The following is a 17,045-nucleotide window of genomic DNA, read 5'->3' on the forward strand; positions in this document are numbered from 1 at the left end:
GATGACCAACCGTACCCAAGGCCCCCGGAGCTGTCCGGGAATTACCGAAATCCCTGTCCGGGATTTACCGAAACGCGTGTCCGGGAATTACTGAAATCCGTGTCCGGGAATTAGCGAAACCCGCACTCACAGGTGTCATCGCGTTCAAAATGGCCTCGCTCACATGTCCATGGCTGCCCGTATCCGGAGCCATTCAGAAAGGCGTTCTCCGGGACCGCGATAGCGACGCAAGCGTCGCCCTCGACCTCGTAGCCGCGGTCACACAGCCATGCCGCCCCATAGCCGCGGTCTGCCAGGTAAGCATTTGGTGGCAAATCGATCTCCAGGCAGAGATCATCGACCTTCGTGTAGCCACGAAGGCAGTTCCATCTCTGTCCCGACGAGTCGAGATATCCGCCATCGGGCACAACGACCTCGAGACACGTCGCGTCATCGACCTCCTGAAACCCATGTAAGCACTCCCAGCCTACGCCATAGGTTCGGTTGGTGGCATAGGCGTTCTCTGGAACGATGATGGCAAGGCAGGCATCGACGTCACGTCGGTATCCACGATCACATTCCCATCCCTCGCCATAGCTTCTGGCGGTGGCGTTGGCAGGCATAGGCGCATCCTGCGCAAACGCAGGGAAAGCGAAGGACGCGATCATACCGGCCACGACTGCCATCCTGGCGATCAACCTTGCCAGTGGGTGTTTCGTTCGATCGTCGTGGTGTCTCATCAGCTTTTCCTTTGCGGACCGGAGTCCATCGGTCGCCGCGCATGTCTTCGACAGCCCAAGTGTGAGCGTTCCTGTGACCCGTCGGATGGGCGCAATTGGTGGCGAGGAGCCCTTGAAACCCGGTCTCGGCGGCATGCCTTCGTTCTCGGAGACCTGGATCGAGAAGTCCTGCGGAACTGTCGGATGAGTGCTACCGGTCATCGGGGCGACAACTTGTGCAAGGCCGCAGCGGCAAGAGCATGTTCCTTCTGGTGGTAATCGCCGCGGAACTTGCCATCCACCTGCACCTCCCAGATTCCGTTTCTTTCGCGTACCTGAACACCTCCTCGCTGCGCCGGTCGGTTCATGGAAGAATTTTGTGCTCCTTTGCTTTTCGGCAGCACGGGTTTCATGTTGGTCATTTCCCGCTCCTTCGCCTTGGGCGCGCGCGCTTCTCCGATGAGCATCACGGCGCGAATGAATTCTTCCGCGTAGTCATCTGTTTCGCGGTGTTCATGTTCGTGCCGGGCCATACTCATCGGCTCGACGAACCGTGCTCTCAAATGATCGATGAACCTCGGCTCCGTGCGGGCCATGTAGGCGATCAGAGCTTACAGGATACGTTCGTGGGTCAGCACACGCCGTTCGAGGTCGGTGGTCTCGGGGGAAGCTACCGGCATGGCGCGGTTCATCCTTCATCGACCGCGGTTTCCGCAGGGTCCGGCGACCCATCGACATCGAGGGCTGCCAGGCAAGCTTGCGCGATGTCTCGGTCAGGGGCGTCGGTTCCCGGCATAGTTGCCCAGCCGGCTGTCATGAGCGCGTCGCGCCTCTGGTAGGTCGAGGCAGCCCGGATCGTGGCCAGCGTGTCCGCCCGTGCCGGGTCGGACCGCGCCATGTCGAGGCAAACCGGTACCATGGAGGCGACGACATCGTTTCGGGACATCGCCATCGCCCTGTCATTTGCGGTGCTGCCGGTCACCCAGCCGCCCCACGAAAATCCGACGACACCGACGAAGACCGCGCCGATCACGGCACCATAGATACCGGGTTTGAGCCATTCGGGAGTTTTCATTTCGAGTCCTCCTGCGGAGAAAGCGTCGCATCGCTGTGAACTTTCCTGTTCTCGGTCGCGGCCTGATCCCGCCTCAGCGCCTCTTTCAGGTCGTTCTCGGATATCGTGCGCAATGCGGTACTTCCGGCATGGTTACCCCTGCCGCGCACCGTCAGGTAAGTCGCCGTCCGTCTATACGCCTCGAAGCTGAGGCCTTGAAGAAGCTCCTCTTCGATAAGAATTTCGTAGTCGCCGGCAGGCATTTCGCCGGCGTATCCTGGCAAGGTGAACGGGTTCGAAAATTTAACCGTAGATCTGGTCGACCGCATGGTCATCTCTGGTCTCCGCGATGTTGGCAGATTCGTCGCTCATCACTGCCGAGGGCCACTTGGAGTCCGGGCCCGACGTGTCGAACGCTTTCCCCTTTTTTAGCTTATGATTGTTCGCCTTGTGCTGACACAGGTTAGTCCCTGGCACCGAATCGTGTGCGAACTCACTGGGCACAGTTGCCGACACTGACCTGTATAAGGGCGCCAGTATCGACCTGCGTCTATCCATGGGGAAACAGAGGCGAACTGCGTCCCTGCAACCAAGGAATGGAACCACGATGACCACACCCTATGTTCACAACCCGCACCCGCCCGAATCCGAGCGATTTCTCTATGCGTCAGTCGGCGAGGACCGACACGGATATGTCGTGACGGTCCTCTCCACGCTCGCGCGGCTCGGCGTCGATCCATGGAACGAAATCGCTGAACTGGTCACGCTGGGGCGCGAGGCCGCGCGAGCGCGGTTGGGGACACTGCTTGCTCGATTTCGCGACGTTCCTGCGCTCGCCAGCGATCACGGCAAGGTCGCGCGAGACCTGAGCCAACTGCTCCCAGATGGCCCGACATCAGGTAGCCTGAAGCGAGTCCCCTCGACCGTCGCCGACGGCCGCCCGGGAATAAGCGGCGCGATCTGGGCGGTTCTCGCGATCATCTTTCTGCTGTTTCAGATGCTCATGGTTGGCGGGTCGGGGTCAGGCGAATGACCGGTTCAATCGAGACCGCTAGGAGACCGGCCCATGCGGCACACAAAACCGGGACGCTGTCGCCGCGCGAACAGGGCGTTCTCTGGGACATGGAGGAACACTTCTGGACCAGTGGCGCCGAAAATGCGCGGGCAACGACAGCAACCAACGCCGTCATGGTCTTTCCCTATCCGCCCGGCATCCTGCAGGGTGACCAGATCTGGACCCATCTTCGACAGAGGACCGGCTGGCGTTCCGTCGTCATGGCCGAGCGGCGCATCACGCGGTGTCGCGACTTCGCCATTCTCACCTACCGTGTCTCGGCGGAGAAACCCGATGTGCCGATCTACAAGGCGCTCTGCGCCTCGACCTACCTCAACGATGACGACACCTGGCTGAGGATTTCCCACCAGCAAACTGCGGTGACCTGAGAACCGCAGAGACAATCGACATGCCGCAGGCGCCGGGACTAACCTGCGTCAGTGCGGCAGCGGTTTGACATCGGCTAGGTGAGATGTGCCCGCCGAATATTTGGTGGGACATTTTTTCCGAGTAGCAGAGAAGCGTTTGGGCGTGCCGATCGCCAAAGGATCGGCATGTCGGCACGCTTTTTATTCTCGGAACGTCCAGAAAGGACAATCCCAATGACTCCCGAACAAACAAAAACCGCCGACAAGATGAAATCCGTCAAGAACACGTGGGACAAGGCGCCCGCTGGTCCGAAGAAGGACGCCGCTCTGAAGCATTACCAGGCGGCCGAGAAAGCGCACACGGCGAAGAACGACGCCGAGACCAACAAGGAACTCGATGCGGCGACCCAAGCCCTCGCGTGACCTCCGGCGTTTGACGTGATCACCGGGGCCGCCTGCCAAACAAGGGAGGGCGGACCTCTTATTTCAGGAGCGGACCGGTCTGGTCCAGATACGCCGGATCGAACTCGGCAAGTTCTACCAGACCGCCATAGTCGTGAAACGTCACATGTCCGTCCCGAAAAGTCACAAGTCCACTTTCGCGAAGCTGCCGCAGGACGCGGTTCACGTGGACCGCGCTCAACCCCAGCGTATCGGCGAGGTGATACTGCGTCAGCGGGCAGTCGAACCCTTCCTTGCTGCCCATGCCCACCAACGCCAGCCTAGACCCCAGCTCCAGCAGGAAATGCGCCATGCGGGCGTCCGCATCACGCCGACCGATCCCGACGAGGTGCTCCACGACCATCGCCTCGTCCCTTGACGCCGCCCAGAGTATGGCGGTCGCCAAGCGTGGGGTCTGCGCGAACGCATCGAGAAGATCGCTCGTCAGCACTTCGGCGGCCTCGATTTTTACGATGGGTTCGAAGCTGTGGTCTGAGGTGCGCAAGAGAACGCTCCGCAACCCCAGAAAATCCCCCGGCACCTGGAGATCCACAATCTGGCGCGTCCCGTCGGCCTGTAGCTTGTAGGAACAGACCCAACCCGCGGACAGGATATAGGCTGCCTGAGCCGTCTGGCCCTGATGCACCATATCGCGCCCCGCGACGAAGGATCGGCGGCGCTGGTGCAGTCGTTTAAGCACGGCCAGCTCGACATCAGACAGGGCGACGAAGGCCGAGAGCTTGCGGGTCAGGGGGCTGAGTTCTACGGATTTCATGGGGCCTCCGGGCCTGTCGTGACCCAAGAGCGGAAATCGGCCGGGACACTGCTCTGGATCAGTCCAGCATAAGGCACTTCCTGCGAAAAGTACGGATGCATCTGAGCCTCACCTTCCACCGGTTCACGATGCCAAGGAAGGAAACCCGGATGTCGACCGCAAGCGAACATGCTGGCCAGGCTGCCCTTTCGATCTGTGAAGCGCTGCTGCTTGCCATGAACGATCGCGGGCTACTGCCGGAGCACGAGATCGTGGGGGTTCTTCGCGACGCTGCAGCGACCCATGAGAACGCGGTCGGCACCGACCATGAGTCGGAAAACCACCGAGCTGTCGCGGACCTGATCAACGCGATCATCGCCGGGGGTAATTCAGTTCGACGCTTGTGAAGTCGAGCTTCGTCGAACTGCGGAAGCATTTATGGATATCAATTGATTGGAACCCGAAAGATATTCTTTGAGACGCTATTGTAGAACCCCTGCTGAGCCATCATTTTAATGGCATTGGCACTCCGGTATGGCGAGTGCCAAAGCACGTTCGAACATCGCCATGCTCCCTTGGAAATCCGAAGAAGGAGCACTTAAGTGTCGTTCACTCCACTCCACGACCGGGTTCTCGTCCGCCGCATAGAAGGCGACGCGAAGACCTCAGGCGGGCTCATCATCCCCGACACCGCAAAAGAGAAGCCGCAGGAGGGTGAGATCGTCGCGGTCGGTGCCGGCGCCAAGGACGAGGATGGCGAGCGCATCGCCATGGACGTCAAGGCTGGCGACCGGATTCTGTTCGGGAAATGGTCGGGCACCGAAATCAAGCTCGACGGCGAAGACCTCATGATCATGAAGGAGAGCGACATTCTCGGCGTGATGGCCTGAGCACGAAAGCGACGCCGACATTTCATTCTCAGGAGCACCCGACCATGTCCGCCAAAGACGTCAGATTCAGTACCGATGCCCGCGACCGCATGCTGAAAGGCATCAACACGCTGGCCAACGCCGTGAAGATCACCCTCGGACCCAAGGGCCGAAACGTCATACTCGACAAATCCTGGGGAGCACCGCGCATCACCAAGGACGGCGTGACCGTCGCCAAGGAAATCGAGCTTTCAGACCATTTCGAGAACATGGGCGCGCAGATGGTCAAGGAGGTCGCGCAGCGCACCAATGACGAGGCTGGAGACGGCACCACGACCGCCACCGTGCTCGCCCACGCGATTGTCCGGGAGGGCATGAAGTCGGTCGCCGCCGGCATGAACCCGATGGATCTCAAGCGCGGGATCGACAAGGCCGTCGCCGCGGTCGTGGCCGAGATCAAGGCCATGTCCCGACCGGTTGGCGACAGCGACGAGATCGCGAAGGTCGGCGCCATTTCCGCCAACGGAGAGGTCGCCATCGGCCGCCAGATCGCCGATGCGATGGCCAAGGTCGGCAACGAAGGCGTGATCACCATCGAGGAAAACAAGGGGCTGGAGACCGAAACCGAAGTGGTCGAAGGCATGCAGTTCGATCGCGGTTATCTGAGCCCCTATTTCATCACGAACGCTCAGAAGATGGTCGTCGAACTGGATGACTGCGTCATCCTGCTGCACGAGAAGAAACTGACCTCGTTGGCATCCATGGTACCGCTGCTGGAGGCTGTGATTCAGGCCGAAAAGCAACTGCTGATCGTGGCCGAGGATATCGAGGGCGAGGCGCTGGCGACGCTGGTCGTCAACAAGCTGCGCGGCGGGCTGAAGGTCGCGGCCGTCAAGGCGCCCGGCTTCGGAGACCGCCGCAAGGCGATGATGGAAGACATTGCCGTGCTCACGGGCGGTCAGGTGATTTCCGTGGAAATGGGCACCAAGCTGGAGAATGTCACCATGGACATGCTCGGGTCCGCCAAGAAGGTCGCGATCACCAAGGATGACACGACGATCATCGACGGTGCCGGCGATAAGGACGCCATCGTGGCGCGCGTCACCCAGATCCGGGCGCAGATCGAGGAGACCACGTCGGACTACGACAAGGAAAAGCTGCAGGAACGGCTGGCCAAGCTTGCCGGCGGCATTGCCGTGATCCGGATCGGCGGAGCAACCGAGATCGAGGTGAAGGAGCGCAAGGACCGCGTGGAAGATGCGCTGAATGCTACCCGCGCTGCGGTTCAGGAAGGTGTCGTGCCCGGTGGCGGCGTGGCACTGGTTCACGCTGGCAGGGTGCTGGCGACGCTGAAGAGTGGGAACGGTGATCAGGATGCCGGCATCAAGATCGTCCGCCGCGCGATCCAGGCACCGCTGCGCCAGATCGCCGAAAATGCCGGGGTCGACGGATCGGTTGTCGTCGGAAAGGTGATCGAGAACGACAGCCCGAGCTTCGGTTTCGACGCACAGGCCGAAGAATACGGCGACATGCTGAAGGCCGGTGTCATCGATCCGACGAAAGTCGTTCGGATCGCACTCGAAAACGCCGCGTCCATTGCCGGGCTATTGATCACGACCGAAGCGATGGTCGCGCAAAAGCCCGAGAAGGCCGGTGCCGGCAGCGAAATGTCCGACATGGGCGGAATGGGCGGAATGATTTGAGCGCCCCCTTCTAAAGCGCAGTGGCCTTTGGCCACCAAATCGCAAACTGACGAAGACTAAAGACGAAAACAGCATCATAAACTGAAACTTGGATCAGGAGGATCTGACGTGTCAAAAGGTGACAAGAAACGCGGCAATAGAGAAGCGAAGAAGCCCAAGAAGGTGAAGGAGAAGGAGAAGGTCGTTGCAACAGCCGACTTCACTAAGGGCAAAGCCTTGACCAATCTTGGCGAGCACAAGAAAAAATAGGTGGTGGTGGAATCCTATTCTGTGAACTGAATAGACATGACGCAGAGTTGCCCTTTGTCACCTTTTCTTCACCGCAGCCGCTATCGCATCTCGGGCCGAGCAAGGTAGAATGTCGCTCGGAAGCGGATGAACCAGCCTGTCGTGGCAAGCGCGACATAGCACGAAACAACGCGATCGAAACATGAACATGTGCTGCACACGGGACTATTTAAGCGTCTGAAATTTCAGAGAAATCGCCACCATCCATCACTGGACGGGCTCAAAAGCGTCTTTTGTTTGAATTGGAGGCATTTTTGAAGATTGCAGCGTTCGTTAGTTTGGGCTGCAAGCCGACCTGCGGCGGTGCATAATACCCTCTCAATTTGGAGTGAGCCGAATGTCAGCTTCTTACTTCACGGCATTATCCGCTCGCGCTTGCAGAGAAAGTCCATTTTGCACACTGCTCGACAGACAAGCCACCCTCACCACCCTATCGAGCAACCAACTTTTCGCCATCCCCCTCCTGCAGCATCGCTTCCATTTCATCCAAGCCATCGACGGCGGAGCGCATCTGCACCTCATCAACGACGCTCGCAGCCTCGGCATCCGCGACCTGGCTTCCAAAATCCATCTCCATCTGTCGCTGTTCCTCGGCGATGACAGCTTGAACGACAGGCGCGGTCTTTTTTGGGGCGACGTCGGTTTGCCCTGACGTTTGACTGCCCGCTTCTTGGCGTGTGGTATCCACAACGGCGTCAGACCCACCTGGTCCGTTCACGGGCGGAGTCATCGGCATGGCGCGCACACTCAGCGGCAGCGTACCCTGCGACCCACCTCCCCCCGGCTTCGGAAACGGCAACTCGCCCGTCTGCGCCGCATGGATCGCCTTGAAGAGCCGGTCGTCAAAATACTGAATCCGTTTCGCACGGACCGGCATCTGGGCATCGATGACCATGACGATCTCGTCGAGCGGTAGGCGGCGCGCCTCATCCTCGGGTAGGAGAGAGCTTTCTTCAGTCCGCGTGGATTGGCTGCGCCCTTCAAAGGGGTTCTTGCCGATGGACTGAGACCGCGTGACGACGGTTTTCGTGGTCTTGCCGACCGCCTTGCTCAGCTCCTCGACGGTCTTCTCATCCGAGGGCGTGAGATAGAGTTTCACGCCCGCATTGCCCTGCAGGGCGCGTCGGGTGTTCTCGCCGTAGATTTCATCGAGGGCGGGAATGGTTTGCGTGACCACGGCCAGGTGACCGCGATAGGTGCGCAGGGTCTCGATGCTCTCGACCACGATGGGCATCTTGCCGAGACGGTTGAACTCATCGAGCATGATCATCACTGGCCACGGCTCGTCTGGCCCGGGATCCTTTTCCTGCATGGCCGAGAGCAGGTCGGAGAAAAACAGCCGGATCAGCGGCGCGAGCGGCTTCACCATCAGCGGCTGGACCACGAGATAGACCGAAAAGGGCTTCTTGCGGATCGTCCGGAAGTCAAAGTCCGAGACTGCCGTCGCCTCATCGATGGCCGGGTTTTGCCATTGGTCGAGCCCCGAGGTCATCAGGAGCGAGACGTAGGAGGTCAGTGTGTCGTTGTTGGTCGACGCCAGCCGCGTGAAGATCAGCTTGGCCGCCCTGTTGTCCACCTCATGGCCCCGCGCGAAATACTCCTTCTGCTTGTTCCCGCCCGAGGCCGCGATGCGGTAGATCTCGCCCAAGGTGGGGCGCTTGCGCTGGAAGGCCAAAAGCCCCGCCGCCACGAAGAGATCGATCCCGCCCTTGAGGAGGCCCTGCACCCGGTCGTTGTCACTCTGCAGGAAGAGCGTCGCCAGAAGCTGCAGTTCCATCTGCTGGCGCGCGGAATCTTTCAGTTGATAGATGCGCAGGAGCGGGTTGTAGCGATGCGTGCGCCTGCCCTCCCAATCGGTGGGGGCAAAGCGATAGACCTTGTCGCCTTGGGCTGCGCGGTGCCGGGCCGTGGCCTCGAAACACTCGCCCTTCACATCGAGCGTCACGGCGGAGCCTTGCCAGGTCAGCAGGTTCGGAATGACGAAGCCCGTGGTCTTGCCGCGGCCCGTGGGCGCAACGATCAGCGCATGCGGAAAAACCTTCGAGCAAATGTAATTGGCGCGGGAGCCGGGCGGCCCAAGCTTGCCGAGGATGAACCCGGTCCCGGGCGCCCCGAAGAACCCATTGGCCTTCATCTCGCGCGCGGTCTGCCAATGGGTCTGGCCAAAGCGTGTCAGGGCGGACCCCGAGAGGGCGAGGCTCAGCATCAGGCCGGCGGCGGCGAAGCTGCCGATGATCAGGTGAATAAGTTGCGCGTCCTCCGGGCGACGATCGAGGATCGCCAGATAGTTCTGCGCGATATAGGCAAAGTCGATCTCGGCCCCGAACCCGAGATCCTGGTAGGTCAGCACCGCCGAGGCGATGGTATAGCCCATGGCCCCGGTCACAAGCGTCACCAGCAGGACGCCCGTGGCGATCCGCGCTTTTCCCATGGCGGCGCTCAATGGACCTGACCCCGCTCGGTCTCGCCATCCACATCTGTCGCGCGGTGTTTTTCATATTCGGTGTCGGCAAGATCATCGACCACCTGGCGCAAGGCCTCCGTGTTGGCCGTCGCTGCATCCGATTGCAGATAGACCTTGGCGACATAGAGCCGGTCGAGACGGTCCTCGAGAACCTTTTCCAGCGCATCGGCATCGCCGGATGTGAGCCGCTCGAGTTGGCGAACGTCCAGCACCCGCGCGATCTCGGTTCGGAAAGCGTCCCGCTCCGCCTCGGTCTCGAAGGGCGCGGACAACTCCCCCGCCCGCTCATGGTCCAGGACACGCGCAATCTCGTCTGCAAGGCGGTCGGTACGGGCAGACTGCGGCGCAGTTTCATCGCGGGTCGCGAGGATGTCGTCGCGCGTGCCAGAACCGAGCCCCTCGCGCATCTCGGTTTCGCGGCGGACCTGATTGATGGCCTCCGTGTCCCGGATCTCGACGACGGCCGCATAGGTCGCGCCGAGACCACGGGCAAGGTGGGACGGCATGTCCGGATAGCGCGCTCGTAAGTCATCCGTGACAGCATCTGCAACGGGCGTGCGGACGTCGCGTCCCTCCATGATCCGGTCGACCTCACTGGTGATCTCGCTGGCGCGGGCCGCATCGGTAATGGTCTCCCTGTAAGGCTCAGACCGGTCAATCACATCGCCAGGGCGTGCGAGCAGATCCGGGTGTGCCTCGAGATATGCGCGCTGCTCGGTCTCGATCCGGCGCTCCGCCCTTGAGACAACCTCCCAGTCCCGATCCTCGATCTGCTGCGCGGTCAGGCCGTCTGCGCGCATCTCCTGACGGATTGTCCCTTCCATCGCCCGGACCGCGTCCTCATGATAATGGAACTGCTCGCTGACCGGTTCCGCTTCCATGACACCATCCCGGCGCAGCACGTTCTCCCGCTCCAAGAGCGTGCCAAGTTCGACGTGCACATCGTTGAGAATGTCGCGCGCCTGTTCCAGATCGGCGCGGCGTTCGAGGTTCAGATCGCGCGCCTCAGCCACTTTGGAGAGATCATTGGCGATCCATTGATGCTCGAGCGCTGCATTTGAGGCGCCCGTCTCGATCCGGGCCACCACTTCCGATGTGCTGATCCCGGTGCCCCGTAGTGCCGCGTCAATGCGCGATCTCAGGTCGGGCTCGGCCAGTCGCTCGCGCTGGCTGGCGTCAATATTGGCTTCGGAATAGATCCCGCCCTCCGAGGGGGTCTCTGACAGCGTGGATGATCGCAAACCGAGAGGCTGCATGTGCTGGACCTGCGTCTGGATCTCGATAAGGCGTTTTTCCAGCACGGGACGTTCCGCGTCAGACTTCTCGGCGATCATGCCCTGCACCCGCGCGAGCTTTTCCGCATAGAGGCTTCTCAGATCCTCGAAGCTTTGATCCTCGGCCATATACACATCTCCTGTTCGGTCCATCTGTCCGCCATGCGCCAGCACCTCGCCCGCGCGGAAGAGTGCCGCCGCAATATCCTCGCGGGCCTCCCGGGAGGCCTCCGCAGCAAGTGAATGGTAGACGGTTCTGGTGTTGGCGATCTCCGCCAGCGTCCGGGTCAGGTCCTGCCCCACGCGTTCGCGCTCGCGGGGCGCGCGCCCCTCTTCTTTCGCGGCATAAACCTCGCTGGTGCGGGCTGGGTAATGCACGACGCCGCGCTCCACCCGCCGCGTGGCCTCCAGGCGCACACCATACTTCTCCGCCTCTTCGACCATGGCGAGGCGGAAGTCGTCATAGTTGAAGCGATGGTTGCGCCCCAGAAAGAAGAACTCGCCTTCCTGCGAGCGGCGGTTCAGCACCAGATGCGCATGCGGGTGATCGCGGTCCTCATGCACCGCGATGATGTAGTCGAAATGCCCCTTATCAGTCTGGAAGAACCGCTCGGCCACGTCCGTCGCGATGTCGCGCACATCCTCGCCCCGCGTGCCGATGGGGAAGGACATGAGCATATGGGTCGTCTGTCCGAGCTTGGGTTTGAAGCCCGCATCCCACCGCTTGGCAAAGCGCTCGGTCAGATCCTTGATGTCACCCGCCTCGAGCTTCGCCTTGCCATCCAAGAACCCGCTGGAGTCGACGATATGGGTAGACTTGGTGGTAAGGTAGTCGAGCTGGTTTGCAAGCTGCGATTTGGTATGCGTCCCCCCGCCCCGGATCGCCTTGAAGACCGCTGGCCGATGCCCTGCTGCCGCGCGCGTAAGCTGGGTCTGCTTGGCCACGTGCAGCCCTTGCATCGAGCCCCGGACGCGGCTCCAGCCATCCCGGAAGACCTCGCCCGTGACGGCATGGACGGCATCATTCAGCCGCATGGGCAAACTCCCTCAGCGCGGCCGTGGCCTGCAGTTGCATCCCATCGCGACGGCGGCGCAGAAGCAGATCGATCTCGTCAGCGGAATCCAGAATGTACCGCGCCAGCCCGCGCATCTGCGCAAGGCGCAATTCGGTAAACTCGGCACTCGCGCCCCCCACGGCCCCCTGCTCCCGCCGGTTGGCCCGCGTCATCTGCTTGGCGATCTGCGCGACCCCATTACCGACCTCGTGCAGAGAGGCGCGGTAGCGCGCCATCTCTGCTGCCATCTGCGCGTCCGGAACGAACACCCCGCCTGCCGCCTGAATGAGCCGCCGCAGCCCCTCGGCACGGCTCTCGATCCCGGCCTCGGCCAGCACCTCGTCGAACGCCGCAAGCTCCGCAGCCGTGACCTTCACAGTGACCGCTGAGACCGGAATTGCGGCATCCGTCTGGCGTTCGGCATCGGCTTTGAGCGTGTACTGGATCGCCCGCACCGACACGCCAAACCGTTCCGCAAGCACTGAAGTGGAAACGCCTTCCGCAGCTTCGCGAACGATCTCCATGCGGTCCGCATCTGTGAGACGTTTTGAGCGCGACATGCGAAGAAAGACCCCCTATTTCCTGCCACCTTCCACCAAGGCTGCCCCTACCTTACGATAATATACCTAGCTGTCAATTATATACTTACGTCGCATTCAGGCTCAGGCAGCCTTGGTGTCCGCTTCACGCCGCGGCCCGCAGGGACGCGGCTCTGCCGCCCTCACCACCGGGCGACCCACCTGTCCTAGGGGTCCCGTCCACAAGCCCCGCCGACAGAGCGGACAGGCAGGGTCAAGGAGGGCCAGATTTGGGCTACCAAATCTCTGCCGCAAAAACCGGGAGGCCTTGGCCGATAGGTTTTTGTGGATGGCCCCCTTGAGGCTGACTGGCCGGTCTGTCGCGGCCTGATCATTCCGGGCGGAGTGCGTCCGTTGAACGCGCAGGGACCGGCACCAAGGCGAGGTCGCTGCCGGCGATCACCCGCGCCGGTGACGGCATCCCTGGTACAGGCATCGGGCCGCCCCAAGATCGTCCTGGGGCGGCCCATCCTCGTCAGAGGATTTAGTCCTGGGGATCTTTCGCGCTCGGCGGGAACATCACCAGCTCCGAGACCGCGACCGGGAAGTCGAGCTTGAGGCTGAAGAACTCCGAGCCGTCCCCGTTGCGGGTGTTGCGGAACATCGCGCCCACGCGCTGAAAACGGGTGCGCTCCTGGCCATCGGTGTCGGTGAACTTGACGGGGACGGTGGCGACGTAGTGGTGGGTCATTTGGGTTACTCCTTGTTGCGATGGGGATCACCCGGCGCGGGGGCAAGAGGCCCGGTCGCAAGCGCAAATGCGGAGGGTCCGCGGCTCCGCCGTGGAAGCCGTATTTGTGCTTGCCGAAGCGTGAGCTGAGGGCACGGACGGGCCGACCCCGTGCGATCCACATCGATGAGCAAAAAGGAGAGACCCAAATTTGTGCCGCCACTTTGCAGTCGCGTTCGCACCCGTCGATACCGGTCTGAGGTGGCTTGGTTCGTTCTGATCCAATGCATCTGGATAATGATCCGTCACGCGCACCACACAGCGGGACAGCGTTCAGCCGCGCGCGATGATCCGTCGTCTGTGTTGGGTGAGTGCCCCTGCTATCGGCACCAGGATTGAGGGGGTGGGGGACAGCTGGTGCGGCCACATCGGTATGGCACGGCCAAACCTTCAGCAATGAGCGTACTGCCCACGTCCCGACCGTCAACGAACAACGAGCCACAAAGCCGCCCGAAATTGCATCGATCGGTGCCTTCAGTCCCGGGCCGGCAGGAACAGGCCACGCGCTCAAATTCAATTGACGCCGCACCCCGCACCAATTGACCAAGACGCGCTGTTGCCTGTTCCCCGACCTGGCGCTCTGCAGTGCAGGATGGTCTCCATGTCTCAGGCGCGTTAAACCCGACGAGACGCACGTTCGCTGTCATGCCTCGAATATCAATCGTATCACCATCAATGATCCGCACATCGCTGGCTCGAAGCGACCGGTCTTGCGAGGCGGGTCGCTCTGCAGGTGGCGCGACCGGCGATAGGAAACTGGAAGACATCCAGCCCACTCCCAAGTTAGACCGAATTTGGGTCCATTGCCCTTCATCGCGAAGCATTTCGACGCGAGTCCCTTCGCTCAAGACGCCCATCACAGCGTTCGCGGTAGACGGCTCAGAACGTTGGTTGACACGTGTCCCTGTCACATAGACGTAAGTGGTGTTTGTCGTTTGCGATGTGGGAATTGCTGACGGACTGTAGGGCGTGGATCGTGAACTCGACGTCTCAAACAATGATCCAACCAACGCGAAGAACCCGACAGCGATCACCAACGGCACCATGATTTGGCGTTGAGCCTTGCGCACGGCACGCCGAGGTGCGGTGATTGCGCGGCTCACGGAGATCGAACGGGGTCTCGCCTGAACGGCTCTGGGGCTGCGCTTTGGTGCTGGTTTCGAAGTGCCGTCGTCGGCAGCTGCCCTTGTCTGGGCCGGTTTTTCCCCTTCCAGTTTCAGGACTTTGTGCAGGCTGGCGTACTGAGCTTTGCTCAGACGCGTCTCCGTCCCGTGACGCTCAAACCGTTCAGCCATGTTTGTGAGAAAAGACACTTCCCAATCGTTTGCCTGCCCGGACCGCAAACGCGCATCAATGCGTGATTGGATCTCTTTGGTGCGTTCCGGAGAAAAAGGCATCGAGGAAAAACCTGTTCGGGTGTTGAGCTGCGCAACAAATGTCTTCTGCCGCACGGCCACATTAAGCTGTGATTGCATCGAGATACCATCCAGCCATTCCCAAAAACAGATTGACCGGATTGCGATCACCAAGCCTGTCGATGCCCGTTGCTGGAGCTCACTGCGATACCGCCGAGGTTCGCACACAACTGGGAAAACAACGAAAGGGCCGCCCGAAGGCGACCCTCTCTCTTCAATCCTGCGACGCCTTCTTCGCCGGGTCCGCAACCCGCATGACCGTCAGACCTTTCGCTTCCGCCTTCTGCCCGAGGTTCAGCGCGACCCCGTTGCCGCCGAAGAGTACAACCCCCGTCGCCGCGAACTTGTCGTCCAGCATTTCGTCGTTGCACTTGAACGGTGCCGCCCGCCCGTGCGCGGACCAGCGCGGATCGAAGCGCGCCTGCGCGACCCCGCGTGCCCGGGCCCACCGGGCCGCAATCATCTCCGCCCCGTGCTTGCCACCCTTGTGGCAGAGGAAAATCTCCTGGTTGCGGTTCTGCTTGATCCGTTCGCGAACCTTGTCGAGCGTGTTGAAGATCACATCAACATCGGTCCAGTCGGTGGCGCCTGAGACGATCAGGGGCACCCCCTCGACTTTCGACTTCTCGGCGGTTTCACGGTCGTGCTGCTCCAGGAGCTGCCGCGCCTCGAAGACCGCCCCGGTCTCTTGCGCCCGGACGCTTGCGCGCGACCCGGCTGCCGGGATGAAGGCGTGGCCCGTTTCGCTCTCGTAGCATTCCGCCGCCGCCTCGCTCATCACCTCGATGGCGCTGACGATCTCGCGCAGCTGCACAAAGCGCGCCTGCGCCTCTTCGAGCGCGGTCTCGGCGATCTCCGATCCGTCGTGGGATTTTGCCAGCGCGCCGATCTTGTCCGCGGTGCGGTCGACCTCCTTGCCGAGTGCCACCTTGCGGCGCTGCAGGATCGTCGCGAGCCCATGGGCCAGCGGTTCGATTTCGGCTTCAAGCCCGGTCCCGCGCAGCTGACCGAGCAAAGCCTCGAAGCTCTCGCGGATGATGTGGTCGGTCAGGACGTGATCCTCCGGGATCGGCAGGTGCGCGTCCTTCTCGGTCAGTCCGAAAAGCTCGATGGTCTCGTAGGTGTTTGCGTTGTCGTAAGCCATGTCTGGTCTCCAGTGTTCGTTTCCAAGGCCACCACGTGAGTGTGGGGGCATGGCCGAATGCCTGGTTTCCGAATCTGCCCGGGTCAGGGACGGCGCAGCCGCCGGCTTGCCGGGCGCAAAAGTTTTCCGAGCGCGGCACCCGACACATGCGCGCGCTCACGCACGGGACCGCGCCGCACCACAAGCGCCGCCCTCGCCGAAAAGTTTTGCGATCCTTGACGCGGGCTGATTTGGGGGCCATCCGGAGGATATGCTTCCGCACTCATGTGTGTGTGTTTTGACGGTAGGTTTGCCCGACCCGAGCAGGCAAACGGCCCGACCGGACGCGGAAGACGGATGGAGCGGCGGGATCGTTTTGCGCTCAAGCAAAACAGACCAGAGCGCAATCCGGCGGAGCAGCCAGGGAGGGACGTGCTCGCGAGGCGGGCAAACCGGGGGCCTGGGTGCGACGCCGCGGTGAGGCCGCATGGCCGAATGCGCGACGGACCGAAGGGCCGTTCTCCCCTGCGACACGCGAAGCCGAGCTGGGGAGGCCGTAAGGCTCTGGCCACGGTTGATGTGCAGGGACTACGCTGCCGACTATAGGGATTGCTTGTCCAGGGATTCGACGTGATGAGCAAAGAACTGACTGTGGTGTAGCAAAATTGCGTCCGCAGAATCTGGCCAAAGTCGCAATTCACGACGCTTGGCTTTTACACCAGCAATGTGCGGAAGGAGCGGACAATGCTCCACGCCACTTGCATTTCTGCAACAAGCGTTTGAATGTACCGTTATGAATGAAAATACCAAACGCCCTGTTCTCCGCATCCGCATCGTCTTTGGCGATGAGGAAATGATCGGCCCGGGCAAGGCCGAACTCCTGGAGCGTATCGACCGGACAGGGTCGATCGCGGCTGCCGGTCGCGAAATGAGCATGAGCTACAAGCGTGCCTGGCAGCTGATCGGCACGTTGAACGCCATGTTCCGCGAGCCGCTTGTCGACAGCACCCGTGGCGGACCCGGTGGCGGCGGCGCGGTGCTGACTGAAGCGGGACGCACGGTCTTGAGGCTCTACAGGGCGTTTGAGACGGAGGCCGCAGCGGGCGGTGCCACGAGTCTGGATGCAATGCGGTCCATGCTGCGGGATATTCCCGAAGAAAAATAACGCTTGCCATCA

Annotated in this window: 19 protein-coding genes; 8 read left to right on the forward strand and 11 right to left on the reverse strand. The window is 61.5% G+C overall.

The window, feature by feature from the left end:
- Positions 1 to 110: 110 nt before the first annotated feature.
- The 4 genes from DQ230_RS12545 to DQ230_RS12560 form a co-directional block, all read right to left on the reverse strand.
- Complete coding sequence (locus tag DQ230_RS12545) at positions 111 to 656, reverse strand: hypothetical protein (protein ID WP_203228070.1); 546 nt, start codon at positions 654 to 656, stop codon at positions 111 to 113.
- A 260-nt stretch (positions 657 to 916) separates the two neighbouring features.
- Entirely contained in the window at positions 917 to 1,294 is a 378-nt protein-coding gene (locus DQ230_RS12550) for a hypothetical protein (RefSeq protein WP_238987519.1), read from the reverse strand.
- 92 nt (positions 1,295 to 1,386) lie between these two features.
- Complete coding sequence (locus DQ230_RS12555) at positions 1,387 to 1,773, reverse strand: hypothetical protein (RefSeq protein ID WP_113912976.1); 387 nt, start codon at positions 1,771 to 1,773, stop codon at positions 1,387 to 1,389.
- Positions 1,770 to 2,087 (reverse strand): hypothetical protein, encoded by a 318-nt coding sequence (locus tag DQ230_RS12560; protein ID WP_238987520.1) that lies wholly within the window; start codon positions 2,085 to 2,087, stop codon positions 1,770 to 1,772. The genes DQ230_RS12555 and DQ230_RS12560 overlap by 4 nt, the downstream gene beginning before the upstream one ends.
- Before the next feature lie 272 nt (positions 2,088 to 2,359).
- Here DQ230_RS12560 and DQ230_RS12565 point away from each other — a divergent pair, with 272 nt between their 5' ends.
- From DQ230_RS12565 to DQ230_RS12575, 3 genes are all read left to right on the forward strand, one after another.
- Positions 2,360 to 2,785, forward strand: a complete 426-nt coding sequence (locus DQ230_RS12565) for a hypothetical protein (protein WP_113912977.1) — start codon at positions 2,360 to 2,362, stop codon at positions 2,783 to 2,785.
- Complete coding sequence (locus DQ230_RS12570; RefSeq protein ID WP_238987521.1) at positions 2,782 to 3,195, forward strand: hypothetical protein; 414 nt, start codon at positions 2,782 to 2,784, stop codon at positions 3,193 to 3,195. The genes DQ230_RS12565 and DQ230_RS12570 overlap by 4 nt, the downstream gene beginning before the upstream one ends.
- A 213-nt stretch (positions 3,196 to 3,408) precedes the next feature.
- A complete protein-coding gene (locus DQ230_RS12575; RefSeq protein ID WP_113912978.1) occupies positions 3,409 to 3,597 on the forward strand; it encodes a hypothetical protein in 189 nt (62 codons plus the stop codon).
- 58 nt (positions 3,598 to 3,655) lie between these two features.
- Here the strand turns inward: DQ230_RS12575 and DQ230_RS12580 are convergent, their stop codons facing one another.
- Positions 3,656 to 4,390 carry a Crp/Fnr family transcriptional regulator gene (locus tag DQ230_RS12580; RefSeq protein ID WP_113912979.1) on the reverse strand — a complete coding sequence of 245 codons (735 nt, stop codon included), beginning with the start codon at positions 4,388 to 4,390 and terminating at the stop codon, positions 3,656 to 3,658.
- 149 nt (positions 4,391 to 4,539) lie between these two features.
- Here DQ230_RS12580 and DQ230_RS12585 point away from each other — a divergent pair, with 149 nt between their 5' ends.
- The 4 genes from DQ230_RS12585 to DQ230_RS17260 all read left to right on the forward strand — a co-directional run bounded on the left by DQ230_RS12585 (position 4,540) and on the right by DQ230_RS17260 (position 7,190).
- The gene (locus DQ230_RS12585) at positions 4,540 to 4,776 is read left to right on the forward strand and encodes a hypothetical protein (RefSeq protein ID WP_113913025.1); all 237 of its coding nucleotides are present in this window, start codon (positions 4,540 to 4,542) and stop codon (positions 4,774 to 4,776) included.
- 195 nt (positions 4,777 to 4,971) lie between these two features.
- Positions 4,972 to 5,259 carry a co-chaperone GroES gene (locus DQ230_RS12590; protein WP_102869337.1) on the forward strand — a complete coding sequence of 96 codons (288 nt, stop codon included), beginning with the start codon at positions 4,972 to 4,974 and terminating at the stop codon, positions 5,257 to 5,259.
- Positions 5,260 to 5,303: 44 nt separating this feature from the next.
- Positions 5,304 to 6,941: a chaperonin GroEL gene (gene groL / locus DQ230_RS12595; protein ID WP_113912980.1), complete on the forward strand. Its 1,638-nt coding sequence runs from the start codon at positions 5,304 to 5,306 to the stop codon at positions 6,939 to 6,941.
- Between the two features lie 108 nt (positions 6,942 to 7,049).
- Complete coding sequence (locus DQ230_RS17260) at positions 7,050 to 7,190, forward strand: hypothetical protein (RefSeq protein ID WP_203228071.1); 141 nt, start codon at positions 7,050 to 7,052, stop codon at positions 7,188 to 7,190.
- A 469-nt stretch (positions 7,191 to 7,659) separates the two neighbouring features.
- Here the strand turns inward: DQ230_RS17260 and DQ230_RS12600 are convergent, their stop codons facing one another.
- From DQ230_RS12600 to DQ230_RS12625, 6 genes are all read right to left on the reverse strand, one after another.
- Positions 7,660 to 9,660 (reverse strand): type IV secretory system conjugative DNA transfer family protein, encoded by a 2,001-nt coding sequence (locus tag DQ230_RS12600; RefSeq protein ID WP_113912981.1) that lies wholly within the window; start codon positions 9,658 to 9,660, stop codon positions 7,660 to 7,662.
- Positions 9,661 to 9,668: 8 nt separating this feature from the next.
- Complete coding sequence (locus DQ230_RS12605; protein ID WP_113912982.1) at positions 9,669 to 12,002, reverse strand: relaxase/mobilization nuclease domain-containing protein; 2,334 nt, start codon at positions 12,000 to 12,002, stop codon at positions 9,669 to 9,671.
- Positions 11,989 to 12,582: a helix-turn-helix domain-containing protein gene (locus DQ230_RS12610; RefSeq protein ID WP_113912983.1), complete on the reverse strand. Its 594-nt coding sequence runs from the start codon at positions 12,580 to 12,582 to the stop codon at positions 11,989 to 11,991. The genes DQ230_RS12605 and DQ230_RS12610 overlap by 14 nt, the downstream gene beginning before the upstream one ends.
- Before the next feature lie 502 nt (positions 12,583 to 13,084).
- The gene (locus tag DQ230_RS12615; RefSeq protein WP_113912984.1) at positions 13,085 to 13,291 is read right to left on the reverse strand and encodes a hypothetical protein; all 207 of its coding nucleotides are present in this window, start codon (positions 13,289 to 13,291) and stop codon (positions 13,085 to 13,087) included.
- A gap of 359 nt (positions 13,292 to 13,650) precedes the next feature.
- Entirely contained in the window at positions 13,651 to 14,805 is a 1,155-nt protein-coding gene (locus tag DQ230_RS17515) for an SH3 domain-containing protein (RefSeq protein WP_082899337.1), read from the reverse strand.
- Positions 14,806 to 14,959: 154 nt separating this feature from the next.
- On the reverse strand, positions 14,960 to 15,889 hold the full coding sequence (locus tag DQ230_RS12625) for a DUF2493 domain-containing protein (protein ID WP_113912986.1): 930 nt from the start codon (positions 15,887 to 15,889) through the stop codon (positions 14,960 to 14,962).
- A gap of 772 nt (positions 15,890 to 16,661) precedes the next feature.
- Between DQ230_RS12625 and DQ230_RS12630 the strand changes: the two genes are divergently transcribed.
- Positions 16,662 to 17,033 carry a winged helix-turn-helix domain-containing protein gene (locus tag DQ230_RS12630; RefSeq protein WP_113912987.1) on the forward strand — a complete coding sequence of 124 codons (372 nt, stop codon included), beginning with the start codon at positions 16,662 to 16,664 and terminating at the stop codon, positions 17,031 to 17,033.
- Positions 17,034 to 17,045: the final 12 nt, after the last annotated feature.

The sequence above is a fragment of the Roseovarius dicentrarchi genome, assembly GCF_003316635.1.
Lineage (GTDB): Bacteria > Pseudomonadota > Alphaproteobacteria > Rhodobacterales > Rhodobacteraceae > Roseovarius > Roseovarius dicentrarchi.